Source organism: Paenibacillus naphthalenovorans, from assembly GCF_900099895.1.
Taxonomy (GTDB): Bacteria; Bacillota; Bacilli; order Paenibacillales; family NBRC-103111; genus Paenibacillus_G; species Paenibacillus_G naphthalenovorans.
This window is the reverse complement of the sequence record NZ_FNDY01000008.1, coordinates 128667-153712: the sequence shown is the minus strand read 5'-3', so window position 1 is coordinate 153712 and position 25046 is coordinate 128667. Positions and strand designations below refer to the sequence as shown.

The following is a 25046-nucleotide window of genomic DNA, read 5'->3' as shown; positions in this document are numbered from 1 at the left end:
CGTTCCATGGGAGAAAGCTGACGCCAACCGGCAGCTGAAACGATTATGGCGTAAGACGACTGACGGATGCCGCCGGAAAACGGGATGCATAAGCGTCCAGCACGTGCCTGTGGCAGGTGAACAGCAGCAGCTGATGCCGTTCCGCAACGGACCGCAGCAGGTCCAGCCCGTATCCCAGCCGCTCATCGTCAAAATTGACGAACAAGTCATCGATGACAAGCGGCAGTTGGATACCGGATGCGGCATATTCGTCCGCAAGCGCGAAGCGGATGCACAAATACATTTGCTCCGCCGTTCCCCGGCTCAAATGAACCGTATCCAGCTGCTCCCCGTTTTCTTTTTCCGCGAGCACTTTCTGCTCGCCCAGCGGGGCGAGCATCCGGACGTAGCGTCCGGCGGTCACACGCTCAAAGTAAACCGAAGCTCTCTGCATGACGGAGGGCTGTTTCTCGTGCTCGTACATCTTCTTTGTCCTTACGAACAGCGAGCTGCACATCGCATGGACGGCCCAGCGCCTGATCAAGCGCTGCAGCTCGGCCCGACGCTCCTCCACCGTCTGCAGCTTGTCCGCATGGTCCCCGCCGGATATCAGCCGATCAAGCTCATAACGCCGGCGGGTCTTCTCCTCCCGGACATGTTCCAGCAATCCGCGGCTTGACTCCAGGTTTTCCTGCAAAGCCTGAAGCGTTTCTTCCAAATCTGCGGCCTGCCGCCGCTCCAATTCTTCATTCAACCGTTCCAGCTGTTCATCGCCGGCCAGGGTTCTGAGCGCAAGCTCCTCCTGCCTCAGCTCGGCGAGCAGTTCCAGCCGCCGCCGGTACTCCACATAGCGCCTGCGCAGCGCTTCTTCCCCTTCCGCCTCCGCCGCCTGGAGCAGCTCCAGACGGCGGGCTTCGCACCGTTCCAGCTGCTGCTGCAAAAGCGCGGCCTGCTGCTGCAGTTCAGCAAGCTGCCGGCGGCCGTGCTCCAGCTGCTGCAGCCGGGCAAGCTCTCGGTCGCGGGCGGCCTGCCACGCCCTCAGCGCGGGCCCCGGGTCGCGCCCGGCCGCGTCGCCGAGCAGCGCCGCCGTCTCCGCCGCGAAGCCGGCGATCGTGCGCCGCATCGCCTCGCAGCGCGCTGCCTGCCGGCGCAGCCGCTGCAGCTGCTCGAGCGCCTGCTCCGCCAGCTGCAGCAGCTCCAGCGCCGCCTCGGCGCTCGCGCTCTCGGGCAGCGCGTGCGCCTGCAGCCAGGCTTGCCAGCGCTGGCGCAGCGGCTCGCCCGCCCGGGCGTGGCGCTCGCGCTGCGCGCGCAGCGCCAGCAGCCGCTCGCCGGCGGCCGCGCGCGCCGCAAGCTGCGCCTGCCGCGTGCGGAGCTGCTGGTCGAGGGCATCGAGCCACGGCTCGATGCCCTCCGGCTGCAGCGGCAGCGCGGCAGGCGCCGGGTCCGGGGCGCCGAGCCAGTCGGCAGGCTCGGCTGCGGCGGCCGTCTCCGCGGCGGCTCCCGCATCCGCGAGACGCCGCAGCCGGCGCAGCTCCGCAGCCAGCGCCGCCTCCAGCGCGGCCGCCTGCGCCGGAGCATCCGCGGCCAACCCGCCTGCGTAGGGGCGGCGCTGCCGTGACGCGCCCTTCGACGCCGATCGGCGCGTGACGGTCCAAACCAGGCTAACGCCAAGCAAAATGACAAGAGTAACGCCTGCGGCCACAAACTCCTGCATGATCGCCAGCGCGCCCGGAATCAACAGCGTAAGGGTATAGACTCCGTATAAAGGGGCGCCGGAACCGCCCCCTGAGGAGCCTGAGCGGTGATACTGCTCCCAATCCTTCTCCCGCTGCCGGGCAAATTGGATTTCCTTCAGCGCATCCTTCCAGTCGGACAGCAGGCGGCGGGCCGATTTGATCCGCTCCAGCCCTTCGCGGACGGCTTCTTCATCAGCAGCGTAGAACGGCTCGTCCTCCGAAAGCCGTCCATCCGAATCGCCGAGCTCCTGCCGGATCCGCTCCAGCTCCGCCGTCAGCAGCGCATCCTCCTGCCGCCAGACACGCCACTCCTCCCTGAAGGCGGACGCTTGCTCCCGCAGCATGACGGGCGACGGGAGCCCTTCCACATGCTCCGCCGTCCACTGCGGGTCAATCCTCCGCAGCAGCCGCTCCAGCTCAGAGGCAAGCTGCTCTTCCTCCGCCTCCGCTTCGGCAAGCAGCCGCTTCGCCTCCTCATAGGCCGGGCGGCGCTCGAGCAGGTCTTCAAGCTCGGTTTGCCGGTCCAGGACATTCCGGTCCGAACCCTCCATTGAAAGCAAATCCTCTATCCCCCGGCGCAGCTCGGACTGCGCCAGCTCCAGACGGTCCTTTTCCGCAGCAAGCCGCTCCCGTTCGGTTAAGATTGCGTCAAGCCGACTGACCGCGTCTTCAGGAAACCGCTCCAGTCCGTCCGGAAGCGCGCCGAGCTCCTGCTTCAGTTCCTTGGCGCGAACCCAGTGCGGTCTCGCCCGAAGGCAGCGCTCCAACCAGTCCGCCTGCATGGCGAGCTCCGTCTGCAGCGCTTCCAGCCTTTCCTGCTCGGCGGCCAGCTGCCCCGCTTCCGCTTCCATGGCATTATACCGCTCCGCCTGAGCCCGGCTTTCGGCCAGCTCCGCTTCTGCCGCATCCAGATCCTGCAGCGCGCGGTTGATCAGCGGCGTCCGGCCGCGCGGCCGAAACAGCTGCTCAAGCTCCTGAGCGAGCTTCTTCTCCGCTGTGCGAAGCTCCGTTCCGCTTGCGCCAAGCCCCGCGCTGTACAAAAAGCCGCTGATCTCATCGCTTTGCAGCGTCCCCAGCTCCTGCAGCTCCGTCAGGCCGAAAGCGAACAAGCTGCGAAACAGTTCGGGCGTAATGCCGCCAAGCAGTGCCGACAGCTCCGGTTCCCCGCCTGTCGTCCCGTCCGGAAACGTCACGCGGACCCGGCCAGCTGCCGGCGTTCTTCCGCGGCCGCCCTGAGGGCTGGACCAACGCTCCACGCGAATGCGTCTGCCCTGCTCGTCCGAAAGCGTAATCGCACCGCCTTGGCCGCCTCCCTGCCGCGGGCTGTAGCGGTCCGCCGCTCCTCTCGTCCCAAAGCCGAACAGCACCGCACGGATGAAATTCAAGATCGTGCTTTTACCAGCTTCATTCGGCCCGTACACAAGAGATACGGGGCCTTCAAAAGATAAACTCAGGTCCCGGATCCCTCCGAACGCTCCGATATCCAGCCGCTCGATTCTCATCCGCTCCACCTCGTTTCCGTCCCTGCCAGCATGTCGATGGCAAGCTCCTCCGCCTCATGCAGCCATTGCCCAAGCTCCTCCTCGCCCAATTCCGCCAGCAGCGCCGCAAGACGGGGCTGCGCAGAAAGCGGCGAGAGCGCTTCGGCCGCAAACGCAGCCAACCGGGCAGGGTCAGCGCCTGCCGCTTCCGCAAGCCGCAGCAGATCCCCGAGAAATCCCGGGCGGCCTTCAAGTTCTCCGCGGTCTATCGGCGCGCCGGTCCGGTCTTCTACCGACTCCACCCAGACGGTATGCCTGGCCAGGCTTTCCTTCAGGGCCGATCCAAGTTCGGCCAGCACCCCGCCGCGTTTGAGCACGGTATGCATCGGACCCCGGCCTGTCAGCGTCACCCTCAAGATCGCGGCCCGTCCTTCGCCTGCCTCGGCGGCTGCCCAGACGGCTTCCTCCAACGCTTCCATCAGCTGCTGTTCCGTTTCCAGGCCGTCTATAGCCGCTTCCGCTTCCTGCCATCTCACATCATCCAGCGCGTGAAACGTAAGCTCCGTCTCTCCTGAAGCCGAGACATCGACGAGATAACATCCCCTGGGCCCGGTCTCGCGAATATGCCGGCCCTGCACGTTGCCCGGATAAACAACCCACGGCTTCTCGTGCAGGATGCGCCGCGTATGTATATGCCCGAGCGCCCAGTAATCGACGCCGCGGGCAAGCAAATCGCCCAGACGGCACGGAGCATAGTTGTCGTGCTTTGCGTCGCCGTCCACGTTGGTGTGAAGCATTCCGATATGATACAAACCGTCACCCCAACCGCGAAACCCCGGCGTCAAATTGTCCGTCACCGAAGATTTTCCGAAGGAAATGCCCGAGACCCTTGCCAAAGCCTCCCCGTCCGCAGCCCGGACGATTTCGCTTTCCACCCCGCCTGCGCCGAACACTTTGACTTCATCGGGCCATGTGAGCTTCGCGCTGTATCCGTCATGCAGAGGATCGTGGTTTCCATGGATGACAAAGGCGGGTATCCGATGACCCGCCAGCGTCTCCAAAGCTTGCCGGAACCGCAGCTGAGCGCGCAGCGAACGGTCTTTGGCATCATATATATCGCCGCTGAACACGACGAAATCAGCCCTCTGGCTGACCGCCAGATCCGTGAGCCGCAAAAGCGCGGTGAAGCTCGCCTCCTTCACCCGCTCCCGCCATGCTTCGGGAAGTCCGGCCAAACCGCGAAACGGACTGTCCAAGTGCAGATCCGCCGCGTGAATAAAACGAAAAGACCTCATGCTTCTCACGACCTTTCATAAGAAATCTAGGCGTCTTTCCGGTAGCTGCGGTACACACTGCGCAGCTGCTGAACAATCCGTGTCATCGAATACGATTTGAGCGCCTTCTCCAGCGCGACCCTCGACAGCTGATACCGGTACATCGGGTCGCCGGCCACTTTCTCCAGCGCCGCCGCGAGCGCAGCCACATCGTCTACGGGAACCAGAAGACCGTTGACGCCGTGCTCAATCTGCTCGGCGATTCCTCCGACCCGCGTCCCTACGAGGGCAAGACCGCAAAGCGCAGCCTCGGCGAACACCGACCCGAAAGCTTCTGCGCGGGAAGGCAGTACAAACACATCGAAAAACGGCATAAAATCTTCCGGGTGAAGCATATAGCCGTAAAAAATCGTATCGTCATAAATGCCCAGCTTTTGCGCCAGCGCCTCCAGCTCCGGACGAATCGGTCCGTCTCCGATCAAATGAAGCACGAACGGCAGCCCCTTGCGTTTCAGCTCCGCGCAAGCGTACAGCAGCGTATCCAGCCCTTTGGCCGGAACCAGGCGGCAGACGCTGATCAGCTGAGGCACCTGATTCTCATGATGTACCGGGCGAAACCTTTTCTCGTCGAATCCGTTGGGAATGACTCCGATTTTCTCGGGCTCCTGCACATAATCGGATAAATACTGCTTGAATGAGTTGGATACGGTGATCAGCTGGTCCGCCTTCTCCTCAAGCTCCCTGTAGAGCGAGGTAAGAAACTGGTATTCCGGGCCGTCTTCACTAATTTTTCCGTTTAGCTTCAATTCGCGCTCGTAGCTGGAATGGATCGTCATAATGAGCGGCGTATCCGGAAAAAGCCGTTTCATGACGAGACCGGCAATCGGATGATGGGCATGAATCAGATCGTAAGAAGATTTGATGCGAAGCTTTGTCCACCATATATAGTCCTTTATCGTCTGAATATATTTATCGACTACCGGATTTCCGGCGTACGGCTCCCAATCGAACGTAGAGAAATGAACCTCTTCGCCGCCTTTGCCTCGCACCCTCTTGGGCAAGGAAAACAGTTCCATTTCCCAGCCCCGTTTGTTGAAGCGCTCCAGCATGAAGGGAACCATGGAGGAAACCCCGCCCGGCTGCTCCGGGGGAAAAAACAAAGCTTGCAATATGCGCATTAGCAGACCTACCTCCGGTCTTCCCGTTGTTGTTGCGGCTGTCCCGCATGTCTCTTCATCCTAATCCTATCAGGTATGGAAAAGGACTACAAGACTTCCCTGCTCGAATATATGTTTGGTATAATGGGTCATATGTAACCGTTTGATAATGGGGGCCTGCCACTTTTCATGGACAACTTCACGATATCGGATATGTTTTTCGGACCTGCAGGGCCGGTTTTCCTGCACTCCATGCTGATTGTAATTATAGGGATGACGATGTTCGTTTCGATCCGCCTTCTGATCACCCGCCGCAAAATCGGCTACCTCTCCATGGTCGTGGCACTTGGTATTTTTCTCCTGCAGTACGGCCAATTAGTTCACCAGACGTTATCGCACAATACGGGCGATGTGCAGACATTTACGGCGCTTGTGCTTAAAGTGCTCGCCTTTGTTATGATGAATATCGGAATGTATCAGCTGTATAATGTCACGCGCAAAAGAGATATTGTCGTTTTTTTCTTGTCCGGCGCTTTAAGCGTTGCGGCAGCACTAACCTATTGGTATGCTCCAATCTGGCTTCAGAGCAGCGAGGAACATCATGCGCTTCTGCGCCCGCTCGGCATGGAGCTGTATTTGTTTATTCTTATTTTTGTAAGCTTTATGCTGGTGAATCCGAGAATCGGACAAAACGCCAAATACCAGCTGATGCTAACTGTTTATTTCGTGATGCATACCGTGCATATGGCCAATCTTTATCTCTTTAACGGAAGTCAGCGTGCGCTGGATCTGTTGGAACGAACCATCCCTTTTGCATTCCATATCGTGCTGTTTCTGTTTATCTTCGAACGCGTCATCGAGCTGATGCAAGCCATTTATATATCGTCCATTACCGACGGACTGACCCGGCTGTATAACCGCAAATATTTTGAAAACCGGGTGAAGCAATACGTACAGCAACGTGTGCCGGTAGCCGTACTTTTCAGCGATATTGACAATTTCAAAAAATTAAACGATACGAAAGGCCATCAGATGGGGGATCTGGCATTAAAAAAGGTCGCCCAAATCGTGAAGGAGGAAACAGAGGATGCCGGCATTTGCGGGCGCTACGGCGGTGAGGAAATCGTCGTGCTGATCACGGATCCGGATACGAAGGCGGAAAGTCTGGCAGAGCGGATACGTTCAAGGGTCGAAGAGGAAACGAACGTTACCGTCAGTGTGGGCTACAGCTATTATTCCAAAGGGGTAACAGCGGAGGAACTGATCAAGCAGGCAGATGAAGCGATGTACCAAGCCAAAACGACCGGAAAAAACAAAGTCGTAGGCTTTTAGACTCAGCGAGCGCAGTGACGGCAGTCCGGAGACAGAGACAGAAAGCTTCCGACTGCCGTAATTATATGAACAAAGTCCGGATGCGGCTATGCTGCACTCCATGTCGGCAATCGGCATCCGTCCGGCGCAGGTTTACTCGATGTTAAACAGCTCCTCCATCGGCTGTTCCAACAGCTCGCTGAGCTTCTTGGCGGTGGCGGGCCCGACAGGTTTGACCGAACGCTCCAGCAGGCTGATGTATGCATAGCTTAAGCCCGATAATTTTGCAAGCTCCCGCTGTGTCATCCCTTTGACAATCCGCGCTCTTACGATGGCGTTCGTTTTGGCTTTAATTTTCATTTTCAGCCCCCCAAACTTTCACAAACCTACTTTTTTATTATACCACTTACAATTATACCACTTTAATTTACTAATGCAACCAAATAAGTTCACTATTGTATATTTTTATGTCTTTTCTTCGACAAAAAAAGCGCCTGGAGAACAAGTGTTGTTCACCTTTGGCGCCTGCATTTGGCCTTGCCTCTTTTTCTAAGCTGATCTCCGGGTTCTTCTTTTTATAAAAAGCACGATCAGTGCCATCGCCGCCAGCCCTCCGAGAAAGCCTCCCAGATGGGCATAAATATCGATATCCGGAACAACGATGGAGTAGATAAATCCGACTCCGATAATCGTAAGCACGACTTGCTTCGTCTGGTGGTCGATGATATCTTTGCGGAACACGGCCAAATATAAATATGCGGCATAAATGCCATAAATCGCGCCCGATGCGCCGGCCGAGACAAAATAGTCTTGATGAAACCAGGCGCTGACGAGGTTCCCGGCCAAGCCGCACACCAGATAAAACAGCGCATACCTCCATTTTCCAAGCATTCGCTCCAGCGGCGGCGCAAACACGTATAAAGCAAAGCAATTAAAGAGCAGATGAGCGAATCCGATATGCAAAAACATCGCCGTAAAATACCGCCACGCTTCCGGTTCCAGATTCGGCAGGTCATATAATGCTCCGAATTGAATCAATGTAACGGTATCCTGGGATGAACCGAACCATTCCATCAGACCCACCAGAATGATATGAATACAGATCAAAACCGCAGTGACGGGGTACCACTTGATATATTGTTTTAAGCTCTCTGTCCGGCTGAACACCGTTATCCACACCCTCTCCCGCGATTTATTCTTCTATCTAATTGTAATGAAAAATGTACCGGAACAGCAAATCGATCTAAAAATTAGATAACGTCCGGATAGATCGGACCGGAGGTCTAGTCGTTGTGTTGTTGTTAACCATTTACTCCTGTTCCAAAAGATCTCTAGGAGGAAAAAATGAAGAACACTATTCATTTGCATGGCCGCACTTACACTCTTGTCCGCACAAGCACCAGCTGGTACTCAAACAGCAACCGCTGCACTCGCCGATGATATTAAATAAGGTCATCCGAAATAGCTTCAAAGACATTGCAGGCCACTGGGCGGAATCCAGCATCGTTCAAGCCGTTAAGCGCGGTTATGTTGATGGTTATCCTGACGGAAACTTTCTCCCTAACAACAAGGTTTCTCGAGCAGAATTCGTTAAAATGCTAGCTTCCGCATTGGCACTGGATGTCGGTACAGCATCAGGTAATTGGGATACACCGTATGTGAATGCCGCACAAACAGCAGGGATATACAAGGCCGGTGATTTTAACGATGCACTCGTTTCAAATACGACGAGATCTCCGTGGGTCAAATGAATTGGTCCGTAGATGGTTTAATGGGGGATGGGGCATGATCCGTGCAGATCATCGAGGTGCTGAGAAATTCGATGGATTACAAGGAATTCCGACATCTGAGTCTCTTACCAAACTAAAACTTCGGGACCCGTAAGGGTCCCTTGGTCTTTTTTCACCGAAAACGGTCCTTAGGCAGGAATATCGCGTTGCAACCAAGATCGGGAGAACCCTTTGCCGCAGGCCAAACGGCCGGCCGCTGTAAAGCCGGTTCAGGAGATCCCGACGAGATGTCAACCGGCCTTAGGCTGAAGCCGAATGCTCCTCTTCCAGATGGCAGTACTCACACTGGCACATGCCTGCATTGTAAAGGGTAAGATTATAGTAATGGAATCCGGATGAAAAAACGGTTTCACATTCGGAATATTTCAACGTATGGATCTCTTCGCATAAAATACAATAGTACATAATGCCCGACTCCTTTTTGACTTATACGACAATTATATACAATTTGTATCCAAAACTCTACAGAAAGTTACGAAATTTCGCAAAAAAACTTAAATATCATCCATCGGCCAATGATTCGTTGGTCCGACATTGTATTTGCTATTGTATACTGATATTATAATATTGTTAACCTTTGTTTACCTGTTCGTTTTTTATCCTTTTAATGAGAGGTTGCCTATGGATTTCTATGATCAGTTAAAAGATATGCGCAAAATGAAAGGGTTCACGATACGCGAGCTGGCGGACCGGTCCGGCGTCTCGGCGGCCTACATCTCCCAATTGGAGAACGGGAACCGCGGCGTTCCCTCACCCGACGTGCTGATGAAGCTGTCGGAAGGGCTGAATATCCCTTACACCGAGCTGATGCAGATCGCCGGCTACCTGGACAAATCATCCGTAGAGCATGAAAACCGCAACTATAAAAAGACCCACATTAACTTGCGGAGGTTTCTTCGCGAGAATGATCTTGTTTTTGACGGCATTGAGCTTACCCCTACGGATAAGGAATGGATTGAACGGATGCTTACCGTCCTCTTCTGGAAACAAAAAAAGCTGCAAGGCCAGGAACGGCACTCTCCGGAGCACGATCCGGAGGTTGGAACCACGTTTACATATGATCACGAAAAATAAATTCCGATGGCGATATTCGGCATCACATCCCCCTTTTGTTGACGAGGCTCGGGTACATCGATATAATTACAACCGTCGTGAAGTTCTCTAAGCTGATTCCCGGATAAGGATGTGCTGTCATTGAGATCCGTCTTTATAGAATATTGCAGCAATAATCTGCGGCTGAAGAATACACAAACCTATGAACATATGGAAGATAACCATCCTCATCTTATCCAAAAAGTAAGAGGCTGTCTGGACCACTGCGAACGATGCAAGCTTAACCCGTTTGTCATTGTTAACCGCCCTAAGAAATGGTTCGGTTACGAATCGGAATATATGGAAGCCGCCAGTTCGGAACAACTGATCGAAAAGATCGAAAAGGAATTGAAGCATTAACGTAAAAAAATCCGGCACTTGAGGCTCATTTGAACCTGGAGTGCCGGATTTTTTATTCCTTTCCGGTCCGATACGGAACAGGATCCGTTGCTTGCGCATCGGCAAAGCCTTTCAGCCGGAGACGGCAGCTGTCGCATACGCCGCAGGCCTCCTCCTGCCCGTTATAGCAAGAGGTCGTAAGCTGATACGGCACGCCAAGCCGCATCCCTTCCCGGATAATCTCCGCTTTGGTCCAATGGATCAGCGGCGTCTCAATCCGGATCGGCCCCCCTTCAACACCTACGCGGGTAGCAAGAGCCATGACCTCCTGCACCTTGCGGATAAACTCCGGACGGCAGTCTGGATAGCCGCTGTAATCTAGGGCATTGACACCGATATAGATCGCTTCTGCTCCGCTCACCTCGGCATAAGACGTGGCGATCGAAAGGAACAGCAGATTGCGCCCCGGTACATAAGTAATCGGAATCTCGGAGTCTACCGCGCCACTTTCCCCGGCCGGCGGCACCTCGATCGATTCATCGGTCAGCGCGCTGCCGCCGAATTCTTTAAGGAATCCGAGCGAAATCACCCGATGCCTGTCCGACACGCCGTAAAATTCGGCCACCTGCCGGGCGTTCTCAATTTCTCTTCTTTGACGCTGCCCGTAATCGAAGGTAATCGGATACAGTTCGTAACCGGCCTCTTGTGCAATTCCCATGCACGTTGTACTGTCCAAACCGCCGCTTAAAATGACAACTGCCTTTTTCATATGCAATACTATCCCTGCCTTTACTCTCGTATCGTTGGTTGGTCCTTTCAAACCGAAAAGCCCGGCCGCACTCATACGCCGCGCATCGCCGGGTCCCAAATGATTTTGTGCATCTGCATATTCAGCTTGACCTGGGACAACCCGTGTTCCAGCATGAGACGGACCAGCTTGTCAGGGGGCATCGTTTCCCATACAGGACTGAACAGCGGCAGCGCAGCCGTCGGGAACGTTTCGAGCACCGTTTTGGCCGCCAGAAAATCGCGGTCGCTGCCGATCACGAATTTCAGCTCGTCCTGGGGACGCAGCTTGGACAGGTTCGCTGTAATCATTTTGTCCTCTTCACCGGAATCGGGCAGCTTGTAATCCATAATATACCTTACAATCGGAGATTTGATCCTTTCCAGGTACGGGGTAAGGTCAATGGCTCCGTTGGTCTCGATATGCAGATCCGTATATCTCCCGGTGGCAGCCAGGGCTTCAATCAGAGCCGTCGATCTGTCCCCGTAGAGCAGCGGCTCGCCGCCCGTCAGACACACATGCTTTGATGAATAACGGCTTGCCTCCGCCACGATATCGCCTATGGTCATCACGAATTCCGCTTCCGCTGGCGGATAGCTGTATTTGGTATCACACCAGGTGCAGCGCAGGTTGCATCCGAACAAACGTATAAATACCGTCGGGAAGCCCGCTCGCGACCCTTCTCCCTCCACCGTCTCGAAAATTTCAACCATGGGCAGTTTAATCTCGTTTATGTCTACACGTTCGGCAGCTTGACTCAAGAGAGTTCATCTCCCATCAACCTAGCCGTCACCGAAGCGTAGCTGGTAGGTGTCTCCCATAAACGGACTTCCTCTACCCGCACCGCAGGGTACAGCCCTTCGCTTGCCAAAGCGTCCCGCAGCTGCTCATACATCCAGACGACCATGTTTTCGGCCGTGGTGTTCATCGGCGGCAGGACTTCATTCAAATAACGGTGATCCAGCCTGTCGACGATGCGGGCTTTCGCTATTCGTTTGATGTCGGCAAAATCAATCGTAATGCCCCGCTCGTCCACCTTGCCCCGCATGATCACCTGGAGCTTATACGTATGTCCGTGGAGGCTTTTGCACTTGCCCTCATAACAATGCAGATGGTGCGCGCTGTCAAATGTGAATTCCTTCGATACGAGCACTTCTCTGTCATGATACTTGAGCTGGCTCTTCTGTATGTCTTCCCCTAACGTTTGCACTTTTTTGGGGATTTCGTATTCCATTGGTCATTCACCTCTTTACCCAAGGATAAACGCGATGCCGGCCCCTCGGGACGGAGCGTCAGTCAAGGTGATTCAGATACGGGTATAGAATCTTGGCGACAACCTTACTGAATCAACGAACTATTATATCACGCGGGGTAGACTTCTCACAATATGGCGAAGCTTGTATAATGAAGAATAGTTTGCAGACAAAGGAGAGAAACGCATCCTATGATGCAATTACCCGAAGCATTTATCGAACAAATGAAACGGCAGCTCGGCGACGGCGCGGAAGCGTTCCTCTTGAGCTATACTTTTCCCCGGGTCCTGGGTTTGCGTTTGAACCCGGTCAAAATCAGCAGGAGTAACGGACTCGCCTTAGAGCCGCTGGTAAAGATGTTCGGTCTTGAATCGGTGCCCTGGTGCGACACCGGATTTTATTACCGGGAGGAAACAAAAACGGGAAAGCATCCTTACCATGCGGCCGGCGTGTATTACATACAAGAGCCTTCGGCCATGTCCGCCGTCGAGCTGCTGGATCCGCGTCCCGGTGAGATCGTATTGGATCTTGCCGCCGCTCCGGGAGGCAAGTCGACACAGATTGCAGGCAAGCTTGCGGGCCGGGGGCTCCTGATTTCGAATGAAATCCATCCTGCGCGGGCCAAAATCTTGTCGGAAAACATCGAACGGATGGGTGTGCCTAACGCCGTTGTGGTCAGCGCGGCGCCTCGGCAGCTGGCCGAACGGTTTCCCCGCTTTTTCGATAAAATCATGGTGGACGCCCCCTGCTCCGGCGAAGGCATGTTCCGGAAGGATCCGGACACGATCAAGGAATGGTCGCCTGAACATGTGGAGATGTGCGCGGCGCGGCAGAAGGACATCCTGGATGCCGCCGTCACGATGCTGAAGCCGGGCGGACGGCTGGCCTATTCCACCTGCACATTCAATGAGCTGGAGAATGAACGGACGGTCGAAGCGCTGCTGCAGCGGTACCCGAAGCTTCAGCTCGAGCGGATGGAGCGCATTTGGCCGCATCTTGAGGCCGGGGAAGGTCACTTTGTAGCCGTCCTGCAGCTCTCGGAAGCATCGGGGAGCCTAACGGCGGCAGCCTCCCAATCTCGCAAAAGGGCACAACGGGGCGGGCGAAAACAGCGTCCCGAAGAGGACGCCATGCGGCTGTTTAAAGACTTCGCCGCGGAGGCATTGAGCCCCGGCCGTTTCGAGCTTCCGCCGGGTGAACCGCTGCTCTTCGGCGGGCAGCTGTACTGGCTGCCGACCGTGATGGACTGCCCGTTTGACGGCGCATGGCTACAGGGCATGAAGGTGCTGCGACCGGGTCTGCATCTTGGGGAAGTGAAGAAGGGACGGCTTGAGCCTGCCCATGCCCTCGCTCTTGCCCTGCCCTCGGCTTTGACTGTCAGCCATGCGGCGGACTTCGCAGCGGACAGTTCGCAAGTACAGCGCTATCTTCAAGGAGAAGTCATCGAACGTCCCGCGGCAGGCAGCGGCTGGACCCTGGTTACCGTCGACGGTTACCCCCTCGGCTGGGGCAAGCAAACGGGGCACCAGCTTAAGAATCACTACCCCAAAGGGCTCAGGCGCTAAAGGCAAGCGACCGGCGTCTTGCCGGTAATATAATGAAGGCTGTCCCGCTGGATGAGCTCATCTTGCGGAACAGCCTTTCTCATTAATGCACGTGCTCCGTCTCGAACAATACTTCTTCGATCAGCCGGTTTTTGTGCATCATCGTCAGATTTATGGTATCATAGTCCTTCTCTTTATCCAGCTCTTCCATCAATAAGGTAGCGATCAGCTCGCGATCGTCCGTGCTTCCCGGCTCCCGGAAATCGATAAAGCCCGTAAGCTGCCGCTGACTGATATCCACCGTAGCCGTCCCGATCGGCAAGCCGCCGCGAGATTGCTGATAGATCTCATACGTAAGCACACCCCCGTCATCGCGTGCCAGGACAATCGTATACTCATTCCGCAAAGGGCTTGGATAAACGTCCGGATCATCGTCTGCATCGTCTTTCGGCAGCAGATCCTCATGCATCAGTTCGATGGTTTCGATGAGTTCATCGAGGTGCTGCATATGAATGACAAAGCCGTCCACTTCATCCTCGTTAAAATCAAGAATGATCAAATCGGCGATGGTATTCAGCTCTTCTTCCGACGGCTCGAACAGCCAATCGACCGTTCCTGTCACGATACGGTCTTCTATGGTGAGGAAAACTTCAGCTACCACATCGTCCTCATTGTCATAAATATGATACTCGATCGAATCGTCGTCCTCACCAACAACGACCATTTCATAATCGGCCATCGTATACTCTTCCCGTTCGTCCGGATTCTCATCCTCCAGGCGTGTACTGTAGTCCACCCAATCGGGACCGTATTCCGGCTCCTCCTCCGCATCGGAACTGCGGTTTTGCGGCGATGGCGCGTCTTCTGTCGCAATGACGTGATCATAACTGCTGTAAGTGACCATTACCTCGCAATCACGTGCACGCAAAGCGTCCACAAGCGCCCAGACATAAGTGTGCACGTGATCGGATACCTCGTCTTTTTCGGTCTCGGACAACACTTCTTTCTCCAACTGGAGCGTGCCCGCGATTCGATCGGATTCCCGGTAGACTAACGCCAGCGTTCCAACAAAACGATTTTTGTACAAAATGTCGCAAACCTCTCCGCCGGCCGTTTTCAAATCCGGTCTAAGCATGACATGATTCATTCGGGTCCCCTCCAAGCTGGCATAGTATGGTTACACGATTAGCATGTCCTCTCCCGGCCAAAATTTATGCGCCCCGGGTCATCCGCCCAAACCAATACGGTCATATGTCATATCCTATAGCAGACAGTTGCCCTATAAAAGATTTCAATGCGGCATTGGATGAAAACAATCACGTTAAGGAGGTATTTCCATGTCTCATTCTCACGGTTATTTCACATCGACGGGTGTCATTCTGGTTTTGTTTATTCTGCTGGTGGTCTTGCTTAGGGCAGGCATTTATTGATTTGCTGCGGTAATCCATGAAAGAGCATGCCGGCAAAAGAAGGCCGGAGCATTCTCCAAGCCTTCTTTTGCCGGCCGCGGCAGCTCATACATACGCTTATTGGCCCGCCAACTCCGGGCACACATGACGCATAAGCGCTTCTGCCACGCCTTCCTCATTATTTGAAAGTGCAACCTCATCCGCAGCCAGCTTGACCTCCTCCGGAGAATTGCCCATGGCTATGCCAAGCCCGGCAAAGCGGAGCATGTCGATATCGTTATAATAATTGCCCATGGCCAGAATAGAGGACGGTTCAATCCCCCACATCCCGGAAAGGTTGCTCAGCGCACGTCCCTTGGATACGGATTTGAGCATGACGTCGATAAAATGCGCTCCGCTCCGGATCGCTTGAAGCGAGGACGGCAGGTCGAATGAAGCCAATTGCCGTTCTACCCGATCCATCGCTTCCTGCGAACCGAACATCGTAAATTTCACGATAGGTACCGTCAAGGCAAGCACATCATCGACCCGTTCCGGAACCGCCATATATTTTTCGTACATCGCCGCTTCCGCTTCGCCTACGTGTTCCACATACATTTTCCATGAGGTGTTCAAGTCAAAATGCACATGCTCCGCGCGGCAGTATTGGACAAGCCCCGCAATATGCCCGATCGGAAAAGAAAATTCATGCAGCAGCCGGGAGCCCGGCGTCTCGACCGTAGCGGCCCCGTTATGCGCAATCAGCACCCCCTCAAATCCCATTTGCTCCATAATCGGAACCGAGCTTTCCGGTGCTCTCCCGGTACACAGCACGATACGGCTCCCCGCCTCATGAACCCGCCGGAGTGTGGATACCGTACGCTCTGTCAGCTCGTAATTGTCGTTCAACAGCGTTCCGTCCACATCAAGCGCAATTAATTGGTATTGCATTTCCTGCCCACTTCCTTCTCTAGCTCTTATGATATTCACCATGCTCCTTTAAAGACAGCCGTTCTTTTTCCGTCAACTCCCGGTACTTCCCTGCAGGAAGATTCGGGTCAAGCTTCAGCGGTCCCATGGCGATCCGTTTGAGAAAAACGACGCGTTTCCCAACCGATTGGAACATGCGTTTTACCTGATGAAACTTCCCTTCCATAATGGTGAGCTCAATACGGGACAGCTCGGATTGCGCCGGGTTTCCCCTGTGCAGAATGACAAGCTCCGCCGGCATCGTGACGTACCCGTCATCCAACGTGACGCCGCGGGCAAACGCAGCCTTATCGCTTTCGTCTACGGCTCCCTCTACCTCGGCATAATACGTTTTGGGCACATGCTTGCGGGGAGACAGCAATTGATGAGCCAGCTTGCCGTCATTGGTCAGCAGCAGCAGCCCTTCCGTATCTTTATCCAGCCGTCCGACGGGAAACAAATCAAAATGGGCGTACCTACTATCGATCAGATCCAGAACAGTACGGTCCCGGGTGTCTTCCGTGGCCGAAACAACACCCTGCGGCTTGTTCAGCATCAGGTAAACGAATTCCCGGTACACGACCGGCTCTCCGTCCACATGGATTTCATCGCGCTCCGGATGCACCTGCTGCCCGCTGTCTTTGACCGTCCTGCCATTCACACTGACGGCTCCGCGTTTTACCAGCTGTTTGATCTCGCTGCGCGTACCGAAGCCCGTATGAGCGAGAAGCTTGTCTAAACGAAGCGTTGCTTTCATCTCTATGTCCACCTCCAGCCGGGAGGATATTCGTTCTTGAGCAGGCCGTCCTGCCATTTGGCCCAGCCGGCGGGAAAACCGTCGATGCAGACGAGGCAGTAGCCCTTGGCCGGCACACCTTCTCCGGCCGTACGCAGCTCGTCGGGGGCGTGCATCAGCGTCTCGCCCTTCAAGTAGCGCACGGCCCGCGGATCGTCGGCCGTGAAGGTCACCGTACGCAGCGCCTCCTCCGCGCGCAGCCCCATCGCCAGCGCGTGCGACGGCACAAAGCGCTGGCCCGCGGCGCTGCCGAGGTACCAGCCGGGCCGGATGACCCGGACTCCGTCCAGCGGCGGCAGCCCCATTGGCGCAGCGTACACATGCTCGCCGCGGCACACAAGGCCCGCGGCGTCGTACGGCGCCGCCGCCAGCTGTTCCGCCGCAAAGCGCGCAAGCGCCTCGCGCGGGTCGGCCGCCGCGGCCTTCGCGGGCCGCTTGCCTTCCCGGCGTGGCGCCTTAGCGGCGGCCTGCGTCACGAAGGGCCGCGCGCCCGCCTCCTCCGGCGCAGCCTGCCCGCGATGGCGCAGCACCGCGACAAAGTGGCCTTCGCCCTCAAGGCGATGGGGCCACAGCTTTGCCGTGCCGGCAACCTCGGCCGCGCGGCCGCCTTGTTCGCCCAGCCAGTCAGGACGTCCCGGCATCCAGCCGCTGCGTTCCGGAATCGGCTCCACCTCGAATAAAGGATGCGCTTCAAGAAACTCCGCGATGATCGCTTCATTCTCCTCCGGCGAGAACGTGCAGGTCGAATACACCAGCCGACCGCCGGAACGCAGCATACGAGCCGCCTGCCGCAGCAAGATCCGCTGTATCGCAGCGTACTTCCCGGGCCAATCCGGACGCCAGGCTTTCGCCATGTCCTCTTCCTTGCGGAACATCCCCTCCCCCGAGCAGGGGGCATCGACCAGGATTTTATCGAAATATCCGGCGAAAGGCTCCACCAGCTTGTCCGGATTTTCATTGAGCACAACCGCGTTTCGAACTCCGCTGAGCTCGATATTTTTCACCAGCGCCTTGACCCGGTCCGGATGCACGTCATTGGCGACAAGCACGCCGGTCCCCTGCAGCTTCCCGGCGAGCTGGGTGGTTTTGCCCCCGGGCGCGGCGCACAAATCAAGCACCCGGTCGCCGGGACGTACGTCGAGCAGCTCCGCAGGCGCCATAGCGCTTGGCTCCTGGATGTAGTATAGTCCGGCATGGTAATGCGGATGCTTCCCCGGACGATCCTCTTCACGGTAATAGAACCCGGTTTCCGTCCAGGGCACCGGCTCCAGCCGGAATTTCGTCAGCTCCTGAAACCGGGACGGCTTGAGCTTCAATGAATTGACACGCAGCCCGTACAGCCGCTCCTTATGGTAGGAAGCCAGAAAATCCGCAGACTCCGCCCCCAGCAAACGTTCCATTTTATCCAAAAATGCTTCAGGCAGCATCAGCACCGTCATCAGTTCTCAACTCACTTTAATTGTTCTACAGGCATTAGTCCAATTGTACTTATTATCGTCCGGCTCCGCAACGAGCGGGTCCCCGCATCCGCTTCAACCGCTCATGTCATCCGCAAGTTCGAAATTCCTTCATTTTTAGGGTACAATCGTAGAAGGAACCGAAAGAGTAAGTAACGAATATTTTGAAAGAACGTTACATCACTAAGAAGAAAAGAGGAGCACTATGAAAAAGCTTGGCATTTATTTATCCATCATCGTCGTTCTCTTCGGCGCGCTTTATTTTGTAAATCAGCAGGCCAATCAAGCCAAATACGGCAAGTATGCCGATAATGTATACGGCATTGACCCGAGCAAGCTTCATCCCGAAACGCTGAAGCTGCTTGACGATCCTAACTACCAGAACATTATTTTACCTGACGCACTGGACAAGAAAATCGCCGCACAGGAAGATTTTTTCCTCTACTATTTTGCATCCACCTGCTCCCACTGCAAAGCGACGACTCCGGTGCTGATGCCTGTCGCCAAAGAACTGAACGTGGATGTCAAACAATTTAACCTGGAGGAATACCGTGACGCCTGGCAGCGGTATAATATTCAATTCACGCCTACTTTCGTATATTATAAAGACGGCAAAGAAGTAGAACGTCTGGAAGGCGAACAAACCGCCGATACGTTCCGCAGCTTTATCGCCAAACATAAACAATAGCCCTTCACATAGAAGCAGAGGAGCCGCTGTCCTCTGCTTTTTTCAGCCCGTTGTCCCTATGATCCCGGGGCCTTCACGGCGCATCCTCTTCATGAGCCTCCGGCGGATGCAGGCGAAGCTCTTCCACCAGCGCTTCCAGCTGCGGATCCGTGACCCGAATATCCAAATCGTAAAAAGCAAACGGTTCTTCCTCCAAACGAAGAAGCTTCGCCAGATACGTTTTGCTGTCCTCGCGAAGCTGGTGCAGATCGATCCCGAGACGATCGCCCGGATATCCCTCCAGCTTTTCTATCGCAGCGGTAAACAACTTTATCGCCCCGTTCACATTCCCGTTCCTATAATGGTAAAGGCCTACCGCTACCTGCAGCAGGCCTTGATAAAGAGGATTTCGGCCTTCTTCCAGCCACAATTCCTCCATCACCTCGTGACATTCGAAGTAATCCCTTGCTTCATTAAAATAGTATACAAACTGTACATACAGAGGATCATAGGTATTCAAAGGGCAACCCTCCCCCATTTTATCCGGAGCCGGTTTACGGCGTAGAACCTTTTTTGGCCCGGATGATGGCATCTTCGATTTCGCTGGAAAGACGCTTCAAATGCCAGACGTCATCCGTATCCCAAAGCTCGTTGAAGCGCAGCTGAAACTGCGCCGCCTCGCGAACCCGGTGGTAAAAATACAGCTCCTGGATGCCGTTTAGAACCCGGTTGACGATGTTCGATTTATCCTCGAACAGCTTCTGAGCTTCCATAATTTCCTCGCGGATGTTGCTCATTTCCTGGTCGAGCAGAAACGCCGCTTCCGCCGCCTTGCTGAGCCGGTTCAGCACCTTCTCCGGCAGGCTTTCCCGATATTTATAGTTCAACGAATGCTCAATCGTAGCCCAAAAATTCATCGCCAGCGTGCGGAGCTGGATTTCGGCCAATACCCGCTTCATACCGAGCGCCGTTTGTACCGGGTATTCTACGATCATATGGTAGCTGCGGTAGCCGCTTGGCTTTTTATTGAGAATGTAATCCTTCTCGTAGATCAGCTTCATATCCTCGCGTTTGCGGATCAGTTCGGCCAGCCGTTCAATGTCCTCGACGAATTGGCACATGATCCGGATCCCGGCAATATCCTCGATACCTGTCTCCAGCTTTTCCATAGGCACATTGAGCCGCTTGGATTTTTCCAGAATGCTCGAAATCCGTTTGACCCGGCCCGTGACGAATTCAACCGGAGAATATTCCTCCCAGATTTTCAGTTCTGCGCGCATGGTTTTGAACTTTACTTTCAATTCCTCAACCGCTTGTTCATAGGGCATAAGGAATTTTTTCCAATCGCGTCCGTCCACTCGCTACTCCTCCATTCTCCTAGCCTCGATGCTCTGAACCGATCGCTTCGGAAATATGCTTGAAACCGTCCTTTCGAAGTAAAGCCCGAAGTCCCTCGTTAATGCGTCCGATAAGAGCAGGACCTTCATAGATCAATCCCGTATAGACTTCAACCAGACTGGCCCCGGCCCGTATTTTTTCATAGGCGTCTTGCGCGGAGAAAATCCCCCCCGAACCGATAATCGGAAGCTGCCCGCCTGTTGCTTTGTAAACAGCGCGAATGAGCTGCGTGGATCGCTTAGTGAGCGGACGGCCGCTCAATCCCCCGGCCTCGCTGCGGTGCACACTCTGCAGCCCGTCGCGGGAGATGGTCGTGTTCGAGACGATGATGCCGGAAATATTGCTCCGCAAGATCGTATCCACCATATATTCCACTTCTTGCGGCTGCAGGTCCGGAGCGATTTTCACCAGCACGGGCTTTTCCCTTCCGCCAAAGCGCGCATGCTGCTTGCGTACCTCGTCCTTTACGGCAGCAAGCAGCCTGGACAAGTCGTCTCCATGCTGAAGATTGCGCAAATCCGGCGTATTCGGAGAGCTGATATTCACAACGAAAAAGTCGCCGTAACCATACAGCGCCTGGATGCATGCACGGTAATCTTCCTCCGCCTGCTCGTTTGGCGTCGATTTATTTTTGCCGATATTAATCGCCAGCGGGATCGTTCGCTTCCCCTGATTCCGCAAATTACGCTTCATTCCTTCAATGCCTACATTATTAAAGCCCATTCGGTTGATCAGCGCAGCGTCCTCCGGCAGTCTGAACAAGCGGGGCAGCTCATTGCCCGCCTGGGGCTTGGGCGTTACCGTTCCAACCTCCATAAACCCGAAGCCGATGTTTGAAAATGCGGGGACCGCCTTCGCATTCTTATCCAGTCCCGCTGCTAATCCGACAGGATTGGCAAACGTAATTCCCCAAAGCTGCATCTCCAGCTCAGGAGCCGGCCGAACCCCCCATACCCAACGGAGCAGCATTCGCCCCCCTGGCAGCTTACCGACCGTATGCATTCCGTCAATGATAACATGATGCGCTTTTTCCGGGTCCATCCCAAATAGAACCGGTTTGGCGATTTTTTTGTAAAGCATACTTCTGTCCTCTCCCCGCACGTTCTCTCGTCTTTTACTCTCTTTTGACAGTGTATCGTTTTGCGGGACAAAAATAAAGAGGACAAGCTGCAAAATCCCCCTGCCAATCCGGCTGCATTATGTTAATATTATGTTTAAACTCACTCTTTCGGAAGGGCCGATTGTCATGCCAAAGAAAAAAAACTCCTCCTATTTGCAGCGCAAAGCGAAGGAGCAGCCGAACAAAAAGCTGATCATCTGGATCAGCTCCATATTTGCAGCGATTGTCATCATCATGGCCGTACTCCTCATCCTCGGCAGCTAGCCATCCTCCAGGGAAGCCCGAAGCCTCTGTCCGGCCAAGCCGACCTTTCAGTTCAGCCATCGGTACACTTTCCCCGGGTTCGTTTCCCCGGTCTGCAGCGGCAGCCTGAACGGGCTCCCGCTGCGTGATTCTTCCGCCGGCAGCAGCCCTCTGCCGATCGTTACCGGTGTACCGAGCGGCGTCATGTCGAACAGTTCTTCCACATCCTCTTTGCGCATCCGGATACAGCCCAGGGACTCGTCCTTGCCGATGCTCGACGGCCGGTTCGTTCCGTGAATGGCATAAAGGGTATCCGAAAGCGTCATGCCCCGGCTGCCGAACTCTCCGTTCGACTTCCCGTTCGGGTTGCGGACCTTTTCCGTGATCGCAAAGGTCCCTTCGGGCGTACGGTCGCCTCCCAGCCCGACGGCGTAGCTGCGCACGATCAGATTGCCGCTGACTAGAGCCAAACGGTGGGCGGACTTGTCGACCACAATCCGCAGCGGCTCCTTCATCGGCCTCGTCAAGCCTTCCGCGCCCGGCATGGCCTCTGACGCTTTTGGCGACCCGTTTTGCTTTACCCATTCGGCCGTTTCGGCAGCGATTTCATCTTTCTGCCGGTCGAACAGCTCCTGCATGTCCGCGGTAACGCCGGGCAGCACATTACCGGGATAAGGCGCGGTTAATTCCGTCAACTGCTCCGGTGCCCGGCCATTCGCTTTGGTATAATACGCTATGGCTGATTTCAGCACGAGCTCCTGCTCCTTTTTGGACATCCATGCGGCTACGATCTGCTCCGCCTTGCCAGGATCGGCCGGCTGACAGCCGCAGCTCTCGGCATCATGGTAATTGATTTGCTGCTGCGAAGCATCCTGCTTCGCTTCGACGGAAAGCAGCACCTCCGGCTTTCTCAGCCAGCTGATCCACGAGGTTTGTCCCATCGGAATCCCCCTGGCCAAAATCGCGAAGCTGCTGATTCTCTCCTCCAGCAGCATGCTCTGTAAAGCGGCTCCGATCCTTTCCTGGGTCTTCCCTCCGGTAATATAATAGACTTTTGTCTCCTGCAGCTGTGCGGGGGTTACGCCTTCCGGGAGCGGCACTTCCTTCTCCGTTACGTATACAGGCAATGAAGGAGCGCCTGGCGCGAATAATACCGCAGCCGCCAACATCAGGAGCGCCAAGCCTAATCGGAGACGGCCCATACGGCGGCGGCGCTTGCGGGTCGAGCCCCAACCCCGGATCTGCTCCAATGCTTCGGGGGGCAGATTGACCTTCTGATTCTCATAAGCCTCGTATATTTCGCCTGCCTGGGCGTAACAATACAGCGCCTTGCCTTGTTTGCCCTGCGCTTCGTATTCGCGTCCAAGCAAGTACCACGCCATCTTATTGTTCGGATGCTCTTTGACATATGTTTTTAAATACTGCGGGTCCTGCTTAAAAAAGAGTTGAAGCTGATCTTTTGGATCCTTCGATTTCAAGAGCATTCCCCTCTTTCCGCCTCGTCCACTAAATTATCGGCGTTTGCCGTGCGGTTTTTGAGAGTATGGGGAACAAAAACGCCTTCCGCAGGCCGAACGATCGGCCGGGAAGGCGAATTTCATTGAAAGTCGGAAGATAGCCCTCTTCCCGGCTTTGAACGTTTAACGCGCAGTGTCGATGGTCTTATGACGGAGGATGGCCGTACGGGAAGCGTTATCCCATTGGACGTCCAGGCCGATTGCTTCTGCAACGAAACGTATAGGAACGAACATGCGGTCCTGCTTGATATAAGGCGCCGCATCCGTTTCCGAGCTCCATTCCCTGCCTTTTGCCGTCCGCTTTAATCCATTCCTGTCCATGCCCATTTCAATGATTGTACCGTCCTTGCTGAGCCGTACGGTGCGGGTCCCGGCGTCGAACGTCACTTCATAGCCAAGCGCTTCCGCCAGGGTGCGGACCGGTACCATCGTGCGGCCGTTTGTCAAATCCGGATGGACTTCGAATGGAATCCATTGATCGTCTACTACGACCTTGACGTTGTTGTCCTTGGGCAAATCCGCCGGAAGGCTGTACAAACGAATTTGACGCAGCTTGTTGTTATAGGCATCCGCCACCAGAATGCTGCCGTCAGCTTGTACGGCTACACCGGTAGGCCTATGCATCCGCGCGTGTCCTTCAATGCCGTCCAGCTCGCCCGTGGTGCTGCCTGGTACGCCTGCAAGCGTAGTAACCCGGCCGTTCCATAAATAACGAACCGCGTGGTTTTGACTGTCCGCAATAATCAGCCCGCCTTCCCTTGTCCGTGCCAGGCCGAGCGGGAAGTTGAATCTGGCATGGCCCGCTTCTCCGTCCGCATAATCCCCCGGAGCATACAAGTCTTTGGTCGCGGAGGCGGTCCCTCCTCCGGCTACGGTGGTTACCGTACCCGCCTGCAAATCGATATAGCGAATGCGTTGATTGCCCGAGTCGCTGACATATAAATTGCCTTTGTCGTCCATCACGAGCCCGCCCGGCTCGTTAAATTTCGCCTGTTTCAAGTCGCCGTCGGCGTAATCGCCGGCCGGTGAAGCCTGGCCCGGAGACACTTCCACGGCCCGGGTTGAAGGGGCATTCAGCGTCTTTACCTCACCGGACGGAGTAATGCGGCGGATGACATGATTGAGCGTATCCGCTACATACAGCGTTCCGTCAGGCGCGGCAACCACATCCGTCGGGCGGTAGAAGGAGGCGTCTTTTCCCCTGCCGTCCTTTAATCCGATCAAACCGTTTCCGGCTACGGTAGAGACTCTGCCGGAAGCGTCGATTTTCCGGATCGCGTGATTCCCCGCATCGGCTACATAGACATTGCCTCCGGCATCTACGGCCATCCCGTGCGGCTCCTGGAATAGAGCCATGTCGCCCGGTCCGTCCAAAAGACCTCCGACCGGAAACCCTTTACCGTCCATTTCATACAGGATGCCCGCGTAGGTGCCGACCCTTCCTTGAGCCAGCATGCGAATCATATGATTCCTTGAATCCGAAATCAGTACCGTGCTGTCCGGCAGCACGGTAAGCCGGGACGGAATACGAAACGTCGCATTCTTCTCCGCCCCGTTCATGCTGCCCATATCCCCGGAGCCTGCCTGACTGGTGACATTGACCATGATCTGCTGCTCCGGGCCCCGGAGACTATCCGTTTCCCAAGAGGCGGCTAAGGCGCCCTGACCGCCGATCATGACGGAAGCCAGGACGGCTAAAGCGGCCCGTAGTACAGCTTTATTCATTGGTTTCTCCTTCCGTACGCACA

25 protein-coding genes are annotated in these 25046 nt (G+C 55.4%); 8 read left to right on the top strand and 17 right to left on the bottom strand.

The window, feature by feature from the left end; genetic code table 11:
• Positions 1–43 precede the first annotated feature (43 nt).
• Genes BLT35_RS10740 through BLT35_RS10730 form a run of 3 tightly spaced genes read right to left on the bottom strand, consistent with a single transcriptional unit; the run spans position 44 to position 5648 of the window.
• Positions 44–3217 (bottom strand): ATP-binding protein, encoded by a 3174-nt coding sequence (locus BLT35_RS10740; RefSeq protein WP_074727899.1) that lies wholly within the window; start codon positions 3215–3217, stop codon positions 44–46.
• Positions 3214–4491, bottom strand: a complete 1278-nt coding sequence (locus BLT35_RS10735; RefSeq protein WP_074727897.1) for a metallophosphoesterase family protein — start codon at positions 4489–4491, stop codon at positions 3214–3216. Before BLT35_RS10735 ends, BLT35_RS10740 begins: the two co-directional genes overlap by 4 nt.
• A gap of 26 nt (positions 4492–4517) precedes the next feature.
• Positions 4518–5648 (bottom strand): glycosyltransferase family 4 protein, encoded by a 1131-nt coding sequence (locus BLT35_RS10730; RefSeq protein WP_062407190.1) that lies wholly within the window; start codon positions 5646–5648, stop codon positions 4518–4520.
• Between the two features lie 168 nt (positions 5649–5816).
• Between BLT35_RS10730 and BLT35_RS10725 the strand changes: the two genes are divergently transcribed.
• Positions 5817–6959 carry a GGDEF domain-containing protein gene (locus BLT35_RS10725; protein WP_139170805.1) on the top strand — a complete coding sequence of 381 codons (1143 nt, stop codon included), beginning with the start codon at positions 5817–5819 and terminating at the stop codon, positions 6957–6959.
• A 132-nt stretch (positions 6960–7091) separates the two neighbouring features.
• On the opposite strand, the gene BLT35_RS10720 is transcribed toward BLT35_RS10725, so the two are convergent.
• Positions 7092–7298 carry a helix-turn-helix domain-containing protein gene (locus BLT35_RS10720; RefSeq protein ID WP_054820134.1) on the bottom strand — a complete coding sequence of 69 codons (207 nt, stop codon included), beginning with the start codon at positions 7296–7298 and terminating at the stop codon, positions 7092–7094.
• A gap of 189 nt (positions 7299–7487) precedes the next feature.
• Positions 7488–8105: a rhomboid family intramembrane serine protease gene (locus tag BLT35_RS10715; RefSeq protein WP_062407187.1), complete on the bottom strand. Its 618-nt coding sequence runs from the start codon at positions 8103–8105 to the stop codon at positions 7488–7490.
• Positions 8106–8230: 125 nt separating this feature from the next.
• On the opposite strand from BLT35_RS10715, the gene BLT35_RS10710 reads away from it, so the two are divergent.
• From BLT35_RS10710 to BLT35_RS10700, 3 genes are all read left to right on the top strand, one after another.
• Positions 8231–8689 (top strand): S-layer homology domain-containing protein, encoded by a 459-nt coding sequence (locus BLT35_RS10710; protein WP_074727895.1) that lies wholly within the window; start codon positions 8231–8233, stop codon positions 8687–8689.
• 660 nt (positions 8690–9349) lie between these two features.
• Complete coding sequence (locus BLT35_RS10705) at positions 9350–9802, top strand: helix-turn-helix domain-containing protein (protein ID WP_074727893.1); 453 nt, start codon at positions 9350–9352, stop codon at positions 9800–9802.
• A gap of 120 nt (positions 9803–9922) precedes the next feature.
• Entirely contained in the window at positions 9923–10180 is a 258-nt protein-coding gene (locus BLT35_RS10700) for a DUF1450 domain-containing protein (protein ID WP_074727892.1), read from the top strand.
• Between the two features lie 52 nt (positions 10181–10232).
• Here the strand turns inward: BLT35_RS10700 and queC are convergent, their stop codons facing one another.
• The 3 genes from queC to queD form a co-directional block, all read right to left on the bottom strand.
• Positions 10233–10928, bottom strand: a complete 696-nt coding sequence (queC, locus tag BLT35_RS10695; RefSeq protein ID WP_062410839.1) for a 7-cyano-7-deazaguanine synthase QueC — start codon at positions 10926–10928, stop codon at positions 10233–10235.
• A gap of 71 nt (positions 10929–10999) precedes the next feature.
• Positions 11000–11659 carry a 7-carboxy-7-deazaguanine synthase QueE gene (locus BLT35_RS10690; RefSeq protein ID WP_082660972.1) on the bottom strand — a complete coding sequence of 220 codons (660 nt, stop codon included), beginning with the start codon at positions 11657–11659 and terminating at the stop codon, positions 11000–11002.
• A gap of 44 nt (positions 11660–11703) precedes the next feature.
• A complete protein-coding gene (gene queD, locus BLT35_RS10685) occupies positions 11704–12180 on the bottom strand; it encodes a 6-carboxytetrahydropterin synthase QueD (RefSeq protein WP_074727891.1) in 477 nt (158 codons plus the stop codon).
• A 210-nt stretch (positions 12181–12390) separates the two neighbouring features.
• On the opposite strand from queD, the gene BLT35_RS10680 reads away from it, so the two are divergent.
• Entirely contained in the window at positions 12391–13764 is a 1374-nt protein-coding gene (locus BLT35_RS10680; RefSeq protein WP_074727889.1) for an RsmB/NOP family class I SAM-dependent RNA methyltransferase, read from the top strand.
• A gap of 82 nt (positions 13765–13846) precedes the next feature.
• Here BLT35_RS10680 and BLT35_RS10675 read toward each other — a convergent pair whose 3' ends face one another.
• The gene (locus tag BLT35_RS10675; RefSeq protein ID WP_074727888.1) at positions 13847–14890 is read right to left on the bottom strand and encodes a hypothetical protein; all 1044 of its coding nucleotides are present in this window, start codon (positions 14888–14890) and stop codon (positions 13847–13849) included.
• 190 nt (positions 14891–15080) lie between these two features.
• On the opposite strand from BLT35_RS10675, the gene BLT35_RS26215 reads away from it, so the two are divergent.
• A complete protein-coding gene (locus BLT35_RS26215) occupies positions 15081–15173 on the top strand; it encodes a sporulation protein YjcZ (protein WP_082660651.1) in 93 nt (30 codons plus the stop codon).
• Positions 15174–15269: 96 nt separating this feature from the next.
• On the opposite strand, the gene BLT35_RS10670 is transcribed toward BLT35_RS26215, so the two are convergent.
• From BLT35_RS10670 to BLT35_RS10660, 3 genes are read right to left on the bottom strand one after another with little or no spacing between them, the layout of a single operon-like run.
• Entirely contained in the window at positions 15270–16082 is an 813-nt protein-coding gene (locus BLT35_RS10670) for a Cof-type HAD-IIB family hydrolase (RefSeq protein WP_054820140.1), read from the bottom strand.
• A gap of 19 nt (positions 16083–16101) precedes the next feature.
• Positions 16102–16857 carry a pseudouridine synthase gene (locus BLT35_RS10665; RefSeq protein ID WP_074727887.1) on the bottom strand — a complete coding sequence of 252 codons (756 nt, stop codon included), beginning with the start codon at positions 16855–16857 and terminating at the stop codon, positions 16102–16104.
• Positions 16858–16859: 2 nt separating this feature from the next.
• Entirely contained in the window at positions 16860–18335 is a 1476-nt protein-coding gene (locus BLT35_RS10660; RefSeq protein ID WP_074727886.1) for an RsmB/NOP family class I SAM-dependent RNA methyltransferase, read from the bottom strand.
• Between the two features lie 223 nt (positions 18336–18558).
• Between BLT35_RS10660 and BLT35_RS10655 the strand changes: the two genes are divergently transcribed.
• Positions 18559–19041 (top strand): thioredoxin family protein, encoded by a 483-nt coding sequence (locus BLT35_RS10655; protein WP_074727884.1) that lies wholly within the window; start codon positions 18559–18561, stop codon positions 19039–19041.
• A 73-nt stretch (positions 19042–19114) separates the two neighbouring features.
• Here the strand turns inward: BLT35_RS10655 and BLT35_RS10650 are convergent, their stop codons facing one another.
• The 3 genes from BLT35_RS10650 to BLT35_RS10640 are packed head-to-tail and all read right to left on the bottom strand — an operon-like array spanning position 19115 to position 21498.
• Entirely contained in the window at positions 19115–19540 is a 426-nt protein-coding gene (locus BLT35_RS10650; protein WP_235594243.1) for a DUF309 domain-containing protein, read from the bottom strand.
• Positions 19541–19574: 34 nt separating this feature from the next.
• Complete coding sequence (gene yjbM, locus BLT35_RS10645) at positions 19575–20378, bottom strand: GTP diphosphokinase (protein ID WP_062407171.1); 804 nt, start codon at positions 20376–20378, stop codon at positions 19575–19577.
• A 19-nt stretch (positions 20379–20397) separates the two neighbouring features.
• Entirely contained in the window at positions 20398–21498 is a 1101-nt protein-coding gene (locus BLT35_RS10640) for a quinone-dependent dihydroorotate dehydrogenase (protein WP_074727882.1), read from the bottom strand.
• 166 nt (positions 21499–21664) lie between these two features.
• Here BLT35_RS10640 and BLT35_RS26905 point away from each other — a divergent pair, with 166 nt between their 5' ends.
• Entirely contained in the window at positions 21665–21802 is a 138-nt protein-coding gene (locus tag BLT35_RS26905; protein WP_171005842.1) for a hypothetical protein, read from the top strand.
• A gap of 47 nt (positions 21803–21849) precedes the next feature.
• Here the strand turns inward: BLT35_RS26905 and BLT35_RS10635 are convergent, their stop codons facing one another.
• Together BLT35_RS10635 and BLT35_RS10630 are read right to left on the bottom strand one after the other, a co-directional pair.
• Complete coding sequence (locus BLT35_RS10635) at positions 21850–23265, bottom strand: L,D-transpeptidase family protein (RefSeq protein ID WP_074727880.1); 1416 nt, start codon at positions 23263–23265, stop codon at positions 21850–21852.
• A gap of 156 nt (positions 23266–23421) precedes the next feature.
• Positions 23422–25023 carry a stalk domain-containing protein gene (locus BLT35_RS10630; protein ID WP_074727877.1) on the bottom strand — a complete coding sequence of 534 codons (1602 nt, stop codon included), beginning with the start codon at positions 25021–25023 and terminating at the stop codon, positions 23422–23424.
• Positions 25024–25046 lie beyond the last annotated feature (23 nt).